Raw genomic sequence first — 15,366 nt, forward strand, 5'->3', positions numbered from 1 at the left:
ATGCACAGACTTAAGAACGCCCTGTTTTGGCTTCTATGGCTCCTTGCTTAATCAGACTCTGAATGCGACCTCCAATAGGCGCGGGTCGGGTTGGGTCAATCTTCACATCAACAATGAATGGAAGAGTAGAGGTAAGTGCTTTTTTTAAGGCTGCTTCCAAGTCAGACTCAGTATTAACACAGATACCGTCAGCTCCCATAGCTCTAGCGATCGCCGCAAAATTAGTACTCGGTATCTCCGTATCTATAGGGACGTTCCCACTTAACCCCTGCAATGCCATTCCTTGGGCGCACATATTGTAGCGTCCATCGTTGAGGACAATCCAGACAGCTGGAATCTGGAATTTCACGGCTGTGCTAACTTCGTTGTTCATTAGCATTGCTCCGTCCCCAACAATCGCCACGGCTTTACTTTTTCGCCCTAATGCCGTACCAACTACTCCCGTGGCAGCATGACCCATAGACCCAAAACCAGTACTAATCCGGTAACGATTTGGTTGGTTAAATCGCAGTAAATTAGTTGCCCAAGCAAAAGAGTTACCTGCTTCAGCTAAGATTGAGGCATCACTGCCCTCAATAATCAGCCGTTGAATTGCATCCATCAGTACTTCGGGTCGCACTAAGCCATTTGGGCGCTGAGTATTTGTGTAGGCTTCAGGACGCGGTAGTGAGGAAGTGGGAAACCAATTAAGACGCTCTGGAAGGTGTTTTAATAAAGCTTTGAGGAATTCTTTGATTTCCGAGTGAACAGCGAGAGTCTCTACTGATGGATAAGCCACTCCTGGAACTTGTGGGTCGATATCAATATGCACAAACCCATTAACAGGAATCATCGCCGGACTCCAGAATGAAGTCGGCTCACCAAGGCGCGTTCCCAACACTAGTATGCGTTGTGGTCGTTGTTCCTGCATATATTTCAGGACAGATAGATGCCCACTAAAGCCTGTGACACCGATAAATTGGGGATGATCTTCTGGAAAAATCCCTTTGGCGCGAGGTGATGTCATCACCGCCGCCCCAGTTTTTTCTGCCAACTGGCGGATTTCCTCTGCGGCGTGTCGCGCCCCAAAGCCAACCCAGATAGCAAAGGATTCTGCTGATAACAACTTTACACATTCAGCGATCGCTTCTTCGCTGGCAGTTGGTACAGATTGAGAAAATGCTGATTGAGGTAACTGTACTTTTAATGGCGTCGTCTGTATTGGCGTGGGAACACTAATATGAGCTACAAAACTCCCTGGTTGTGCTAAACCTTGGGCAAGTCTGCGAGAAATTTCTGGTAGTTGATCTCCAGACTCTAATATGGTTGCGTAATTGAATAGCGGGCCTGATGTAAAAATTCCTGAGAAAGGCATTGTGTGGGCGCTAGTTTCTTGACAAGCTCCGCGCCCGCGATTTCCGGTTGAGGTTGCAGCCGATAAGAAAATTACCTTTGCTCCTTCCCCTTGGGCAGCAAAAAGCCCAGTCAGAGCATTAGTGATACCGGGGCCTGTAGTAGTGAATACCACGACGGGGCGATCGCTGGCAAAATAAGCCTCGGTAGCGGCAAAAGCTGCTCCTGATTCATGGCGAAAGTGAAGCAATTCGATGCGGCTACGGTTTAATGTTGCCCATAACGGCCCAATACCGCCTCCTGAAACACCAAATGCGTAGTTAACTCCTAAATTTTCCAGGATCTCAACTAGAGCCTCTGCAACCGTAGGGGTTAATTCTGACTCTAGAGATTTTTCATGCAGCGATGCAGGAGAGAAAATGGAAGATCCAGTTGAAGTTTCAAATGGAATTTGATTAGATGAGAGGTTAATTTTTGTTCCCAAAGCTTGAGAAGAATTAGTATTTTTGTTGATAGATTTAGTATTCACAATTGCCAACCTTAATTTCTATTTTTTGTTTTCCTATCTTTCTTGAATATTTAGATCCACTTAGCATTCAGTTGTTTACAACAGCTAATTCAGAGCTTGATTGCTGGCGCAAAAATCGTTTGATAATTTTACCGCTGGGGTTTTTTGGCAGGGAATCTACAAAAGTAATGGCACAAGGAAGTTTGTATTTTGCCATTCTTTCAGCACAAAATTTGAGGATTTGTTCTTCACTAATTCTGTAACCCTGCTTGAGGATAATATTTGCCTGAACTATCTCACCTTTGATAGCATCTTTAACGCCATATACAGCTACCTCAGCAACAGATGAATGTTGATAAATGACATTTTCAACTTCAGTCGGATATACCTTAAATCCAGACACATTAATCATGTCTTTCATGCGGTCAACGATGTAGAAAAAACCGTCTTCATCTACCAGACCAATATCGCCAGTATGAAACCAGCCATTTTTAATTACTTCCGCAGTTTCCAATGGGCGATTCCAATAACCAAGCATGACGTTAGGCCCTCGGATTACTATCTGACCTAATTCACCAAGCTCTACCTGATTACCATTATCGTCAATCACTTTCATTTCGACATTCTCAATTGGAGCGCCAATGGAACCAAGTTTGTATTTCAAATCGTGATTATAAGATGCACATGGTGATGTTTCAGTTAAACCATATCCTTCATTAATGACTTTTCCATACTTATCCTGCCAAGTTTGGGCAACTTCAATTGGCATCGGTGCGGCGGCTGAAAAGTAGTAACGTATACTATTGAGATTGTAGCCAGATAAATCACTATTTAGAAGATTGATAAATACCGTTGGTACTCCGAAAAACATTGTTACTTGATGAGTCGCGATCGCGTTAAGTATTTGCTCAAGATCAAATCGACGTTTTAGGATAATTGTGGCGCAGACGTTTAAGGCTGCGTTGAGAATAGCATTTTGACCAAAGCAATGAAATAACGGTAAGTAAAGCAGTAATCGGTCATTCGGTTGCATTCCACAACAACGGTTTTGGGAATACATATTAGAAATTATATTGCCGTGAGAAAGTGTTGCTCCTTTAGGAAAACCTGTTGTTCCCGATGTATAGATGATGCTAGCAGGAGTATGGCGTTCTATTTCAATAGCGTATGCATTGCTAGAAGCACTTTCCATCAGTTTTGCTAAATCAATTCCCTTTTTGGCGCTACCTTCTGCAATCAAAATGTGTTGCAGTTCGGGTAAATCTGCCTCTGGTACATTTTCAACGAGTGACTCTGTGGTAATTATTACCTTAGCGGCACAATCGTTGAGAATGTAGCTAACTTCATTACTTTTCAGCATGACATTGATTGAGACGACAATCGCACCAATTTTGAGAATGCCAAGATAAGAAATGATAAATTCAGGAATATTTGGCAAAAACAAAGCCACGCGATCGCCTTGTTTAATTCCTAATCCACTTAAACTATTAGCTAGACGATTTGCTAGTTGGTTAAGCTGTTTGTAAGTAAAAAATTTATCTTCAAATATCAGAGCGATTTTGTCAGGAAATAGTTGACAACCCCGCTCGATGTGTTGGGTAATATTCATGGCTAAAAAGATTCACTTAACTTCATTAGCTTTGTCTACTTTCACAGTCATTGCTCAGAAGAATTCGCTGTTAATAATGTCTTTTGAGTATTTAGCTGACTGATGTTATCGAGTTCAGTTCGTGGCTGCAATGTCATTAGGATGCCTTTGCGTGTTTGCAGAGTTAGCAATGGCTGCGGCTCAACTGGATGTTCCGGCAGTAGATTGAGGCGGAAACGTTGACACACCATTGCTACAATCAACTGAATTTCTGTTAATGCAAAGATGTCACCTAAGCATTGGCGTTGGCCGCCACCAAAAGGAAAGTATGCATAACGGGGACGATCGACAGAGCGTTCTGGGGTGAATCGTTCAGGATCAAAGCCTTCAGGATTATCCCAATAAGCAGGGAGGCGGTGCGTAACAAAGGGACTGAGCAAAAGCATGGAACCAGCTGGGATATGATAGCTGCCGATTAAATCATCGCCCAAATTGTTACGGGCATAAACCCAAGCACCCGGATAAAGTCGCATTGCCTCTTGGACAACCATTTTGGTATATTTCAGCTGGGGCAAATCCTCGAAGGTCGGAGTTCTACCAGCCAATACCGTAGTCAGTTCGGTCTGTAGCTGGCGTTCTACAGTGGGATACTTAGAAAGCAAGTACCAGATCCAGCCAAGTGTTGCTGCTGAAGTCTCAAATCCAGCCGAAAAGAGTCCAACTATCTGGTCATGTAATTGCTGGTCACTCAAGCCCTCGCCAGACTCATCCTGAGTATTCATGAACATTGAAAGTATGTCATGAGTGGTACGATTGCCTTGTTTGCGTTGTTGGATGATACTGTTGGCAATTGTACGGAGAGTGTTGATTGCTTGTTGAAACTGGCGGTTTTTTGGCGTGGGAAAGTTAATCGGTGGCTTAATGATAGCCCACAAGCGATCGCTCAGGAAGTTGTAGATAGTATTCCAAGCCTGAATTAGTTCGCTGGTGTCGCTATCAGCATCGATACTCAAAGTCGTCTTCAGGAGAATCTTCTGTGTCAGCACTAGCATTTCCGCAGAGATATTGAGGGTTGCACCAGGTGGAATTTTTTGCCAGCGTTCTACCATCTCGGCGGTAAGCTGGGTCATGTCATTGACCATCGCGGCGATTTGCTGGCGGTGAAAAGATGGTTGCATGAGGCGACGTTGGGAACGCCATGAGTCACCCTCGCTAATTACCAAGCCTTCGCCAATTACTAGTTTTATGTCCTGGAAATTTTCACCTTTTGTATAGTTCTGAGGATTTTCTTGCAGGACATATTTTATACAATCGGGATCGGCAACCAAGTAAAGTTGTTGCGGGCCGATTGACCCTAGATGGACAACGCCACCATACTCACGCGCTGCATTGATGAGGAATTGCAGCGGATTTGTTGACATTTGGGGAAAGCAGCCAATAATTGGAAAACCGGGTGGGCCAGGAGGTTTTTTAGGTGCATTTTGGTAGATACTTTGTTTAATCATTGTATTTTGTCTCCAATTTGAAAAAATTATGATTGTTAATTAGAGATTGAGATTGCATCTAGTGGTCTATCGCATTAATTCTGATAGGTGAATCAAATTTCAAACTCTCTTCTCTCCTTCTTCCTTCTCTACGAGACGCTCCGCGAACGTGTACTTCGCGCCTTTGCGGTTCGTTATCTTATCCCTCAAATTTAATGACATAGACTATTGCTTTTAAATCAATACCAATTCTTTAAAAGCAAAGATGCAAGATTTTGTGCCCCTAGAGATGCAAATCTTAAAACCCTAAATAAATTTGATTTACTGAATTACGAATTGGTACAAGTATGGCTAAATTGAAACTTATACTATTTCTTTATGAGGCTGCGCTAAACTTTTTTAACTTCTTTCTTATTTCTTGTACTTAAATATGGTTTAGCGCGTCCATCATTGGTATTAAGAGTGCAAAGTCAACAAAAGATCCTTAACTGCTTGCACAATCTGTCCACCATTGGCGATATCACTGGCTATTCTGGCGATGTGCTCGTCTAGGGCTTGTTCGTGGTCGTTCCAGATGTAAGGTTTGTCGGGAGAAGGTGCTTGTCCGACGACATTGCGGATTGCTAGATATAAATTTCTGGTTGCTGGCGAGAGGGTGATGCGGGCATCATAATGTCCTACAGTTTTATATGTGCGTAAATCAACTGCTTGCACGCCAAACATTAAGGCGATCGCTATATATTGTTGAAAGATTTCTACTGATTGACGCGCTAAATTTGCCGAAGCAAAACCTTGACTATTGATATTTTGGTTATATTGTTCTGCGTGGGTAGGAAAGCGATCGGCTATGGAATTTCCATAGAAGGTTAACAGAGGCATAATCGAGTTGCCAGTAATTTGCAATCCCTTCAAACCCATGTTTACACTCCGCTCTTTATTACCAACTAAAGATGGAGAAAGTCCATTGTTAAATTCTGGTGCTACCAAGTAGGCTATTTGAACATCCAAATGTTTAGCTAACAACCCAATGTAGTAACGTAATTGATCCATGCCTACGCCAATATACTGCCCTAAGAAATTGCCACCATGATAAGTGGCTTGGTTTTCTACATCAATAAGTGGGTTATCAGTTACAGAGTTAATTTCTACTTCAATTTGTTTTTGAATTTGCTCAATTCCATCGACAATTGGCCCCATGTATTGAGGCAAACAACGTAGTGAATAACGGTCTTGAATCGGATCTTCACCGCGATAGTTGTGAGAACCATTTAACTCTTCTCGAACTAACTGTGAACCTTCCAACAGGTTGAGCATTTGGTTAGCAGCCCATTTTTGTCCTGAATGTGGTTTAAGCTGATGGATAAATGGGTGAAATGATTGATTAGTCCCATTTAAACCTTGAATAGCTAAGGCGTGAGCGCCCATTGCTAATGCTAAAATATTCTTAGTGTCATAGACGCAATTGGCGGCAATACCCGTCATCACTGATGTGCCATTCATCATCGCCAACCCTTCTTTCGGTAGTAGTTGTAATGGTTCTAAACCGAGTTTCTTCAGTGCTGTTAGTGCATTCATTTCTTCACCGTTAAAGTCAACGGTATAGCTAGAATTTAAACCAATCAATGCTCCGGTAATATATGCTAAAGGTGTTAAATCACCACTAGCACCAATTGAACCATATTCGCAGACATGAGGTGTAACACCAGCATTGAGGAATATCAGCATCCGCTTGATGATTTCCAAACGAATCCCTGATGCACCACTAATGTGGGAGTTTGCACGTAGAAGCATTGCAGCCCGAACATCAGCCAAAGGTAATTTTTTTCCTGCACCTACTTTGTGATACCACATCAAATTATTTTGTAGTAAAGCCGCAGATTCAGGAGAAATCACCACATTTGCCATACCACCAAAACCAGTTGTCACCCCATAAATAGGTTCGCCAGATTCAACTGCATGGCGAATAAAATCACAGGATGCTTGGATATTAGCCAATTTTTCTAGATCGTCAGTTAAACGTACTTGTTTGCCATAGCGCGCTACACTAGTTACTTCTTCAACAGTGAGATTGCGATCGCCTACAATTACAGCCTCATCAGAACCATATACAAAAGGAAAGACAGTTTTGTTGGCAGTGTTTTTATTTAAGCGAAGTGTATCCATGTTTTTGAGAGTTTATGACTAAAGTTTTTAACCTTGACCGACGAGTTGACAATTATTAAAGAACCCCAATCTTCCAATTTGTTAAGGGGAGTAGAGAATTAGTTTCGATACTTTTTGTATATTTCTGTTCTTGCCAGCGACCAAAAAATTTGCCCAAGGGAGCCATTTCTCTCATAAATTCTTCAAAGCTGGCAAAATTGAGCGACTGAGGCCCATCTGAAAGGGCTTTTTGAGGATTAGGGTGAACCTCGACCATTAGCGAATCACAACCAGCTGCTAAAGCAGCCATTGCCATTGGTGTCACCAATTCCGATTTCCCAGTACCGTGACTGGGATCGACAGCAATTGGCAGGTGAGTCAAACTACGCAAAACAGGAATTGCAGATATATCTAAAGTATTGCGTGTATACTCTCTGTCAAAAGTCCTAATTCCCCGTTCGCATAAAATCACATTGGGATTTCCTGCTGCCAAAATATACTCAGCTGACATCAACCAATCTTCAATAGTGGCAGACAAACCACGTTTGAGTAAGACAGGTTTACCTGTTGCACCGACTTTTTTCAAAAGGGAAAAGTTTTGCATATTGCGGGCACCAACTTGCACGATATCTGCGATTGATGCCACCATTTCTAATTCCGCCCCATCCATCACCTCAGTAATAATACCCAAGCCAGAAACCGATCTAGCTGTTGCTAACCAGTCTAAAGCACTTTCTCCATGTCCCTGGAAAGCATAGGGTGAAGTTCGTGGTTTGTAAGCACCTCCTCTGAGAAACTTTGCACCTGCGGCTTTGACTCGCAACGCAGTTTCTACAATCATCTCTTCGCTTTCGACAGAACAGGGGCCTGCAATTACGACTACAGGATGGTTTTGACCAAAGGCGATCGTTTCGGAGGGTGTAGACACCTTTACATCGCTGGGTTCACCATAACGAAATTCTAAACTAGCTCGTTTGAATGGCTTCTTTACTCGCAGTACTTGCTCAATAAAAGGGCTTAAATTTTGCACTTGCTGCACATCAATTTCTGCTGTATCGCCAACCAAACCAATTGCTACTTTGTGTTTACCTACAGAGATTTCTGGGACAATCTTCCAGCGCGAAAGTTCTGTGAATAGTAATTCAATTTCTTGTCGAGGACAACCGGATTTCATGACGATAATCATCGTTTTCACATCCTCCTAAAATATGCAATGTGTAATTACTTAGCTGAAAATCAAGGGACTAATAAGCAGTCAGTAGTTTTACTGTTGCCGATGAATTACACAATATCCGACATATTCATGGCACACATCCACGTTTTCTGCTTGTTTGGGTGCAGTATTCATAACTGGAGAATGCACAAACGCGATCGCCTCATTTCAGAAAGCTGTATGATTCACGAATATCCGCTTATTTATTGGTGTTGTCAAAATTATTGACTTTGGAATTGCCAACAATTGGGAGTAGAACTTATGGCTGCAACAACTAAGCCAAAGATGAAACTTATTTCTGTAAACGTGGGACTACCGCGTGAAGTAACCTGGAAAGGGAAAACAGTTAGCACTGGGATTTTTAAAGAGCCAGTTAGCGATCGCGTCATGGTGCGCGTACTCAATTTAGACGGTGATGGACAAGCCGATCTCACCGTTCATGGCGGAGTAGATAAAGCAGTCTATGTATACCCATTCGAGCATTACGATTATTGGCGAAATGAATTGCCTGACACAGAGCTACCGTTAGGCATCTTTGGTGAAAATTTCACGATGGCTGGACTCAGAGAAGAAGACGTGAATATTGGCGATCGCTTTCGTATCGGCACTGTAAAACTGATGGTGACACAACCTCGCCTACCCTGCTACAAACTGGGCATTCGGTTTGGACGACCTGATATGGTAAAACGATTTCTTGCAAGTCGCCGCACCGGATTTTACTTTCGTGTTTTGCAAGAGGGCGAAGTCGGAGCCGGAGACACTTTAGAGTTGGTGAGCCGGGATGACAACAATATTACTGTTGCTAATATCACTCAGCTTTATACTCGTGAGCAGAACAATCCAGAGTTACTTCACCAAGCTGCTCAACTTGAAGCCTTACCTGAAAGCTGGCGCGACTACTTTCAGGAGCAAAGTCGTCGTCAGGATGTGAAATAAAGGCTTGCTGGAATGCTAAACAAGTATTAATTTCACAACACTCTTGAAAATAATGAAAACACTACTGAACAGATCCGCGTTACTCCTTGCTTTGCCAATCAGTATATTAGCTAATTTCTCCTTAAGAGCGGCTGCTGATTCTACTGCTGGCATCATCCTGAGTACAAAATGCCAGAATGGTTATAACATCAATATTTGGCAGAATTATACGAACGGTGAACTGCTCTATCGCGCGACCCATCGCAACGGTAATTTAAGTTTGGGTAAAGGAACTAGCCAAGCGACAGAAGGGGTTCGAGTGTATAAGTTTCGGAATGGAATTTATGAATATTGGGTGTGGGATGGCACGTTAGATAACCCGCAGTCTGGAACTTTAGAAGTGTATAAAAACAAGCGTATCTTGATGAAGCAAGCTTGTAGAAAAAGTTGAATCTTCTAACGCGTGTTATGACGCACTTTTTGTCAACCCAGCTAGGGCAAATACGCTATCGAGGAAGGTAGGAGGCAGTGTTTCGACTCTCCTCACTATTACTAAGCCGCAAGTGGTGTTTCACAGCAAACATTTTTAGCGATCGCGCGCAGCGTCAAAGGCGATCGCAAGCCAACACAGAACTGCACAACTTATCTAGCAGAAATGTAAAAAACCGAATTTTTTGAACAGGAAAATTACAATGACTGCTTTGCTCCCGAAGCTTACTTGGCTACTCTTGAGCAACAACTTCTCTAGCAAACTTTGCGATTCTAGTTTTTTTCGGCAGGTATTAGACCTCTTGCAAAAGTCCCTAACACCCCACCCCCAAACCCTCCCGAAGAGCGGGGAGGGGTTGGGGTTCTTTCTTATTTTTGATTTATGCAAGAGGTCTATTGAGTTCAAGTTAGAGATTTTGTGAGAAGATGACCATCCAAAACCAGGCTAAGTTGCCCATTAGCAAGAATGCTATTTCCTTGGATATAAGCAGCAACTGGGATTGCTTCCCCCAGAGGATGGATCGCAGCGGATTGCTTGCCGATGATGCAATCTACTTCTAAAGCACATCGTTTGTCTAAGTAACGAAATACTAATAAAGGTTTATCCAGCTTGAAAGCATTTAGTGTATCTGTGCTGTAAGTGGTAACTGAGGCGGGAAGGTAGTTAGGACAAATCAGCACATCAGTCAATAAGTGGATAGGGACGAGTATTTCTGTTGTTAGATGCTCATCAGCATAACTAAGGAAGCCACTGGATCTGCCAGAAGACTGCAATAATAACATGCGTCCCGCTTGAGTTTGGATGATTTGTTCGGACTGGGATAGATAAATCTGCTCTACAGAATCGGCAATAAATGCATAGACTCTGGAGTTAGCTTGACAGACGATAAGTTGAGCAATTTTTTGATCGAGGGGAATTTGGAGCGAGAAGGCTGTACCATGTCCAGCTTTAGACTTCAATACTATTCTTCCCTGAATAGCTGTTAATTGCTTGCAAACTTCAGTTAATTCTACTCCTAACTCTAAGGCAGCACGATCGCATAAAACAGATGAAACCTCTGGTTCAATTACCAGTTCTTGTAAGATATCCCCTGGTTTTGTCAGGGCGAGTCCTTGGGCTAAAGCTTGTTGATAGATTTGAGATAAGTTAAGTCCTGCGCCATCATCACAGCCATCAATAATCAGTTGATTTCCTTGCTGGTAAACCTGAATTTCAATAATACCGTTGCTATTTTTACCTAGCTGTTGGCGTGTTTGGGAAGACTCAATACTTTGCTCTAGTAAATAGCAACTTATATGTAACAGGAGAGCATGGAGGCGATCGCTAAATGCCCGATCGACTTGGATATCGCTAACTTGTAAATGTAGTCTAGCAGACTTATCTTGTAGAGCTTGTAACTGAGACCAAAGCCGATGCAACGGTTCTAAGGCTGCTTTTAAAGGAATAGTTGTAACTTTTTTGACTAAATTGGAAGACTGGTTAAGCAACTTTTCCTGCTGTATCAGTTCTTGTTGGAGTTGATGATGATTGTTATTAAGTGAATGAACAGTTGATGCCACCTGAGACGCTTCAGCCAAAACAGATTGCAGAGTACTGTATAATTGCTGAGAGCGAGAAGCAGCTAGGGGAGAAAGGGTATCTGAAATTGCTGCTAAACGTCCTGACCATTCCTGTAGATTATCCAGCAGGTGTTGTAATCGTTTAACTTGTCGGAGCAACCGCCCGATCGTATGTTGCTGTTGTTCTTCCTGACAGGCTTGCTGATTATATGTAGTTAATAATGTTGCAATTAGCGCGTTTAGTTGTTCGAGATGCTTAAGATTGATGGGTGTGGCGGTTGGAATATTTGTTGCAAGAATGGTAGAAATGGATTCTTGCAAAGAGAGTGGATGGCGATCGCGAACAGATTTAACTAGGGATGCTTCAGATATTTCATTAGGCAGGGAAAAATCCCCCAACCAAGCATGAAAATCTTCTTCCCCATACTCCTCCAGGTTTGTTAGTTCCCCTACCTTGATGGGAAGCTGCTCGGTATCTACGTGAACAAGGCTGCCAGACTGGGGGCTAGTTTCATCTATTAGTTCTCTGTCAAGACTTTCCTTGTCTTTAACGATAACTTGCTCCGCAGAAGATTCTACCTTGGGCAAGCGATCGCCAAACTGAATAACTGGTTGATGTTCCTGCGGTTGCTCTAGCGATGTCTCAAGGTTTGTTTCCTGGGAATCGCCAAACTCTGCTTGTAGACTAGCAACAATGGCAGACATCCGCTCTAGAATTTCTACTTCGTCAATTTGCGAGGCTGTTAAAAATGCCATCAACAGCATCTGTAGGCAATCTAATCCTTCTGACAACAGGGAGGCGATGGGGACGTTGACAGTTGCTCGATACTGATGCAGAAGCTGAAAAATCTCTTCTAGTGCAGCCGCAACTATGGCAATGGCATCTAGCTCGGCTGTTATGGCAATTGAATGCAGAGAGCGAGCAGCTTCCATGAGAGCCAAAGCTGTACCAGGGTTACTGTCTTTTGTATAGTTAGGCAACTCCTGCTCCAAGAACAGTAACAGATCGATCGCTTCTTCTAGAAAGCGATCGTCGTTCTGCGGTTGGGGGACAAAATCGGTACTCATGAAAACAACTCTCAGTTTCTATGGGTTTGTGACAATTCTATGGCTTCGACATTGATTTGAGGGTACAAGCAGCGATGTCGGCGATCGCTCTAAATTGCTCTTGGATTTGCGCGATTGACTCCAGCCCCGCATTGATTTGGCGATCGCACGGTTCGATAGCAGAAGCAACGTCTGCTGCTGCCACCTGGAGTTCTTGGAACCATTCCTCTATATTTAGGGTGCTGTCGCGGGCTTGACGGGCGAGAATTTCCACCTGTTCGGCAGCAGCCAACAAAACTTGTTCCTGGTCGTTAGCTTTTGTGGCTTCAATGGCTGTATTCAGGGACAAAACCTGAATTTTGGTACTCAAGCCTTCCACAAGGCGAACAAAGCCAGAAGCTTGCTGACAAAATTCACCAAGGTATTGCAGCTGTTTATTAGTAATAGCAACAGTATCTTGAATAGACATTAAATGCTCGTTGGCAAGCTCGGCGATTCTGGCTCCTTCTTGTACAGCCTGGTTCACCTGCTGCAATGGCACTAGTAACTGTGAGCGATCGAGGGATTCAAGCTGTTGAGCAGGTGGAGCTACTATTTCAGCCCAGCGCAAGTTAATTGTCAACATCATTCCTACTTGTTGTAGCAAACTGCGCTCTGCTTCCTGCCATTGTCGGGGTTGAAGGCAATGATGAATAACTAAAAAACCCCAAGGCTGTTGTTTGACAATCAAGGGCAAACACAGGCTAGCTTGTACCTGAAAGCGTTGCCAAAATTGCTGTTGGCGGGGAGTTAGTTCTAATACTTCAGTGAGGTTGCCCTGCGAGTTTTGTCCGTCGCCAACACCGATAGTAACAAACAAATTTATCGGTAGGGATTGGTTGAGCAAGGATGTCCAACCCGCTTGTATAGCTTCAGCGATCGCCCGACTGCGATTATCTTCCTCAAAACGATAAATCAGGACGCGATCGGCGTTGAGAACATCTCGCAGGGCGGTGACTGTAACCTCCAAAAGTGCAGTTTGACCTTTTGTCTGCTGCATTTGCCGATCGATGGCCGCAAGTTGTTCTCGCTGGAGTTGAAAAACCCCTCGAACATTTTCATCATTGTCACTGGGCGAATCCTTAGCCAAAGCTTGGATAAAAGCTTCGATTTGACTTACCTTCTGCTGCAATTGAGCGACCTTTGGCCCCTTAGCAGATTGAAAGACTGCTTTGATTAGAGCCACATTAGCCAAAATTTCTTCTATCTGGATTTCATTTTCAACAGGCTGGGTTTCAGAATTAGGGTCTAAAGTTGCGATCGTCACAGAAAACTCCTTGGCAGCATCAAGTTAAATCAGTGGGTTTGCCATTGCAATGTCTGGGCGATCGCTCTGGTGTCTAAAATCCAGCGATCGCCTGGCAGAATACCTCGAACAAAATTTAGCAGTTTGTTTGGGGAAAAGTCGGTTGGTGCCGATTGTGCTTGCTGTAAATCCTGCCACTCTACATCGTAGACATGAGCCACCAAAAACCCGATTACCTGATTTTGCAGCTCGATAACCAGAACCATTGGCTTTTCTGGTCGTGACTGCCGCTTCAAAAGCGGCGCATAACCCAGCAAATGTTCCAAGTCAACCAGCCGCAGCATCTGTCCTTGCCAATTATAGAAACCTAAAATCCAACTTGGTAAGGCCGGGGCTGGGGAAATTTCTTGGCTAGCAAGATGAATAATGTCCACTATTGAGTCAAATGGTAGCAATCCACTTCCTTGATTCCCCAAGGAAAAACGGAGAAATCTTTGCCGTTGTTCGCCTGATGTCAGCCCAGGAGCCAAGGTTGGAGTTGTTCCGGGCAACCCCAACTTATCAGCCAATATCTGGCTCATACCAAAAAGAAGTACTTTGAGTGGTTCCTCGTTCGGTGCTACAGGCAAAACAGCCATGTGGCTAACACAGCTTAACTCCGCTACTTGCCGATAAGACCACGGCACCGGACGCACTGCTTCTAAAGGAATATCGATTAAGGCAGGGGGCTTGTCCACAGGAATGCCACAAATTTCCCCAGTCCGCGTTTGAGTCAGAAGTAAGAAGCGCCCTGAAGTGTCAACCGCAGAGGGAACTTGATGCGCCTGTTGGCCTTGTACTTGCTGAATGAACTTCTGGCGCAAGTCCACAATCGTAATGGTTTGCGCTCCCAAATCAACCATCCCAATACCACTTTCAACCGTACTGCTAATAGGGGGACAAGCCATCACCTTGAGAACTGCACCAACTGGCAGGGCAAATAAATAGTCTGCGATCGCAAAAACAACGACTCGTAATGAGTCGCGTTCGCTCACAGCGCCAGATAATCGCTTAAACGGAAAGGGAGTGTTAAGCATAAGTCGGTCGGTGTTGAAAACTGTGGTTAGGGGGCAGGGGGGCAGGGGGGCAGGGGGGCAGGGGGGCAGAGGGGCAGAGGGGCAGGGGAGCAGGGGGGCAGGGGGGCAGGGGAGCAGGGGGGCAGGGGAGCGGGGGAGCAGGGGAGCAGGGGGGCAGAGGGGCAGGGGAGCAGGGGGGCAGGGGAGCAGGGGGGCAGGGGAGCGGGGGAGAAAGAATATTAACGTTTCATTAGCCAAGGTGAGGGGTCGGTAATCATATTTACCAAACCACCTAAGATCCGATTGTAGATTCCATATAATTCTCTGCCTAATTCAACATCCAAATAATTGCACTTAACAGCAAATTCAATCCATGTTTGTGTTTCTGCTGCCTCTGCTTCAGAGTCATTGAGTTTAGCCACAAAAGCTGCTTCATATCTACGCTTTCTCCAAGCTTCAGCTAGATTTGCACAAACAGAACGTGACGATCTACGAATCTGATCAGTTAATGAATACCGCTCCTCGACAGGAAACTTTTTAGAGAGTTCAAAGATTTTCATGGCTGCATCAAATGCCATTTGATAAACTTTCAAGTCTTGATGATTTTTAATTGGTTCTTTTTCCATCTTCATCTACTCCTCTACTCCTCTGCTCCTCTGCCCCTCTGCCCCCCTGCCCCTCTGCTCCTCTGCCCCTCTGCTCCTCTGCTCCCCTGCCCCTCTGCCCCTCTGCTCCCCTGCCCCTCTGC

12 protein-coding genes are annotated in these 15,366 nt (G+C 44.1%); 3 read left to right on the top strand and 9 right to left on the bottom strand.

All coding sequences use genetic code 11. The features are described 5' to 3' along the window. Positions 1–10: 10 nt before the first annotated feature. The 5 genes from V7K84_RS07765 to aroF all read right to left on the bottom strand — a co-directional run bounded on the left by V7K84_RS07765 (position 11) and on the right by aroF (position 8,240). Positions 11–1,861, bottom strand: coding sequence for a ScyA-related TPP-binding enzyme (locus V7K84_RS07765; protein ID WP_442940931.1), 1,851 nt, complete (start codon positions 1,859–1,861; stop codon positions 11–13). A gap of 67 nt (positions 1,862–1,928) precedes the next feature. Next, positions 1,929–3,449: a long-chain-fatty-acid--CoA ligase gene (locus V7K84_RS07770; RefSeq protein WP_334837225.1), complete on the bottom strand. Its 1,521-nt coding sequence runs from the start codon at positions 3,447–3,449 to the stop codon at positions 1,929–1,931. Positions 3,450–3,496: 47 nt separating this feature from the next. After that, the gene (locus V7K84_RS07775; RefSeq protein WP_334837226.1) at positions 3,497–4,933 is read right to left on the bottom strand and encodes a cytochrome P450; all 1,437 of its coding nucleotides are present in this window, start codon (positions 4,931–4,933) and stop codon (positions 3,497–3,499) included. 435 nt (positions 4,934–5,368) lie between these two features. Then, positions 5,369–7,075, bottom strand: a complete 1,707-nt coding sequence (locus V7K84_RS07780) for an HAL/PAL/TAL family ammonia-lyase (RefSeq protein ID WP_334837227.1) — start codon at positions 7,073–7,075, stop codon at positions 5,369–5,371. A 55-nt stretch (positions 7,076–7,130) separates the two neighbouring features. Continuing rightward, complete coding sequence (gene aroF, locus V7K84_RS07785; RefSeq protein ID WP_334837228.1) at positions 7,131–8,240, bottom strand: 3-deoxy-7-phosphoheptulonate synthase; 1,110 nt, start codon at positions 8,238–8,240, stop codon at positions 7,131–7,133. Positions 8,241–8,528: 288 nt separating this feature from the next. Here aroF and V7K84_RS07790 point away from each other — a divergent pair, with 288 nt between their 5' ends. The 3 genes from V7K84_RS07790 to V7K84_RS07800 all read left to right on the top strand — a co-directional run bounded on the left by V7K84_RS07790 (position 8,529) and on the right by V7K84_RS07800 (position 9,860). After that, positions 8,529–9,203 (top strand): MOSC domain-containing protein, encoded by a 675-nt coding sequence (locus tag V7K84_RS07790; protein ID WP_334837229.1) that lies wholly within the window; start codon positions 8,529–8,531, stop codon positions 9,201–9,203. 52 nt (positions 9,204–9,255) lie between these two features. Continuing rightward, positions 9,256–9,633: a hypothetical protein gene (locus V7K84_RS07795; protein ID WP_334837230.1), complete on the top strand. Its 378-nt coding sequence runs from the start codon at positions 9,256–9,258 to the stop codon at positions 9,631–9,633. Positions 9,634–9,710: 77 nt separating this feature from the next. Further along, positions 9,711–9,860, top strand: coding sequence for a hypothetical protein (locus V7K84_RS07800; protein ID WP_334837231.1), 150 nt, complete (start codon positions 9,711–9,713; stop codon positions 9,858–9,860). A gap of 213 nt (positions 9,861–10,073) precedes the next feature. Here the strand turns inward: V7K84_RS07800 and V7K84_RS07805 are convergent, their stop codons facing one another. From V7K84_RS07805 to V7K84_RS07820, 4 genes are all read right to left on the bottom strand, one after another. Beyond that, on the bottom strand, positions 10,074–12,299 hold the full coding sequence (locus tag V7K84_RS07805; RefSeq protein ID WP_334837232.1) for a hypothetical protein: 2,226 nt from the start codon (positions 12,297–12,299) through the stop codon (positions 10,074–10,076). A gap of 37 nt (positions 12,300–12,336) precedes the next feature. Then, positions 12,337–13,584, bottom strand: a complete 1,248-nt coding sequence (locus V7K84_RS07810) for a GAF domain-containing protein (protein ID WP_334837233.1) — start codon at positions 13,582–13,584, stop codon at positions 12,337–12,339. 29 nt (positions 13,585–13,613) lie between these two features. Continuing rightward, positions 13,614–14,639, bottom strand: coding sequence for a chemotaxis protein CheW (locus V7K84_RS07815; RefSeq protein WP_334837234.1), 1,026 nt, complete (start codon positions 14,637–14,639; stop codon positions 13,614–13,616). Between the two features lie 218 nt (positions 14,640–14,857). Further along, positions 14,858–15,244, bottom strand: a complete 387-nt coding sequence (locus V7K84_RS07820) for a four helix bundle protein (RefSeq protein ID WP_190960305.1) — start codon at positions 15,242–15,244, stop codon at positions 14,858–14,860. Positions 15,245–15,366: the final 122 nt, after the last annotated feature.

It is taken from the genome of Nostoc sp. (assembly GCF_036917315.1).
Lineage (GTDB): Bacteria > Cyanobacteriota > Cyanobacteriia > Cyanobacteriales > Nostocaceae > Nostoc.

Coding starts and splice junctions, on each gene's coding strand:
- V7K84_RS07770 (WP_334837225.1), bottom strand. CDS start 3,449: ATGAATATTACCCAACACATCGAGCGGGGTTGTCAACTATTTCCTGAC.
- V7K84_RS07820 (WP_190960305.1), bottom strand. CDS start 15,244: ATGGAAAAAGAACCAATTAAAAATCATCAAGACTTGAAAGTTTATCAA.
- V7K84_RS07790 (WP_334837229.1), top strand. CDS start 8,529: ATGGCTGCAACAACTAAGCCAAAGATGAAACTTATTTCTGTAAACGTG.
- aroF (WP_334837228.1), bottom strand. CDS start 8,240: ATGATTATCGTCATGAAATCCGGTTGTCCTCGACAAGAAATTGAATTA.
- V7K84_RS07795 (WP_334837230.1), top strand. CDS start 9,256: ATGAAAACACTACTGAACAGATCCGCGTTACTCCTTGCTTTGCCAATC.
- V7K84_RS07815 (WP_334837234.1), bottom strand. CDS start 14,639: ATGCTTAACACTCCCTTTCCGTTTAAGCGATTATCTGGCGCTGTGAGC.
- V7K84_RS07775 (WP_334837226.1), bottom strand. CDS start 4,933: ATGATTAAACAAAGTATCTACCAAAATGCACCTAAAAAACCTCCTGGC.
- V7K84_RS07805 (WP_334837232.1), bottom strand. CDS start 12,299: ATGAGTACCGATTTTGTCCCCCAACCGCAGAACGACGATCGCTTTCTA.
- V7K84_RS07780 (WP_334837227.1), bottom strand. CDS start 7,075: ATGGATACACTTCGCTTAAATAAAAACACTGCCAACAAAACTGTCTTT.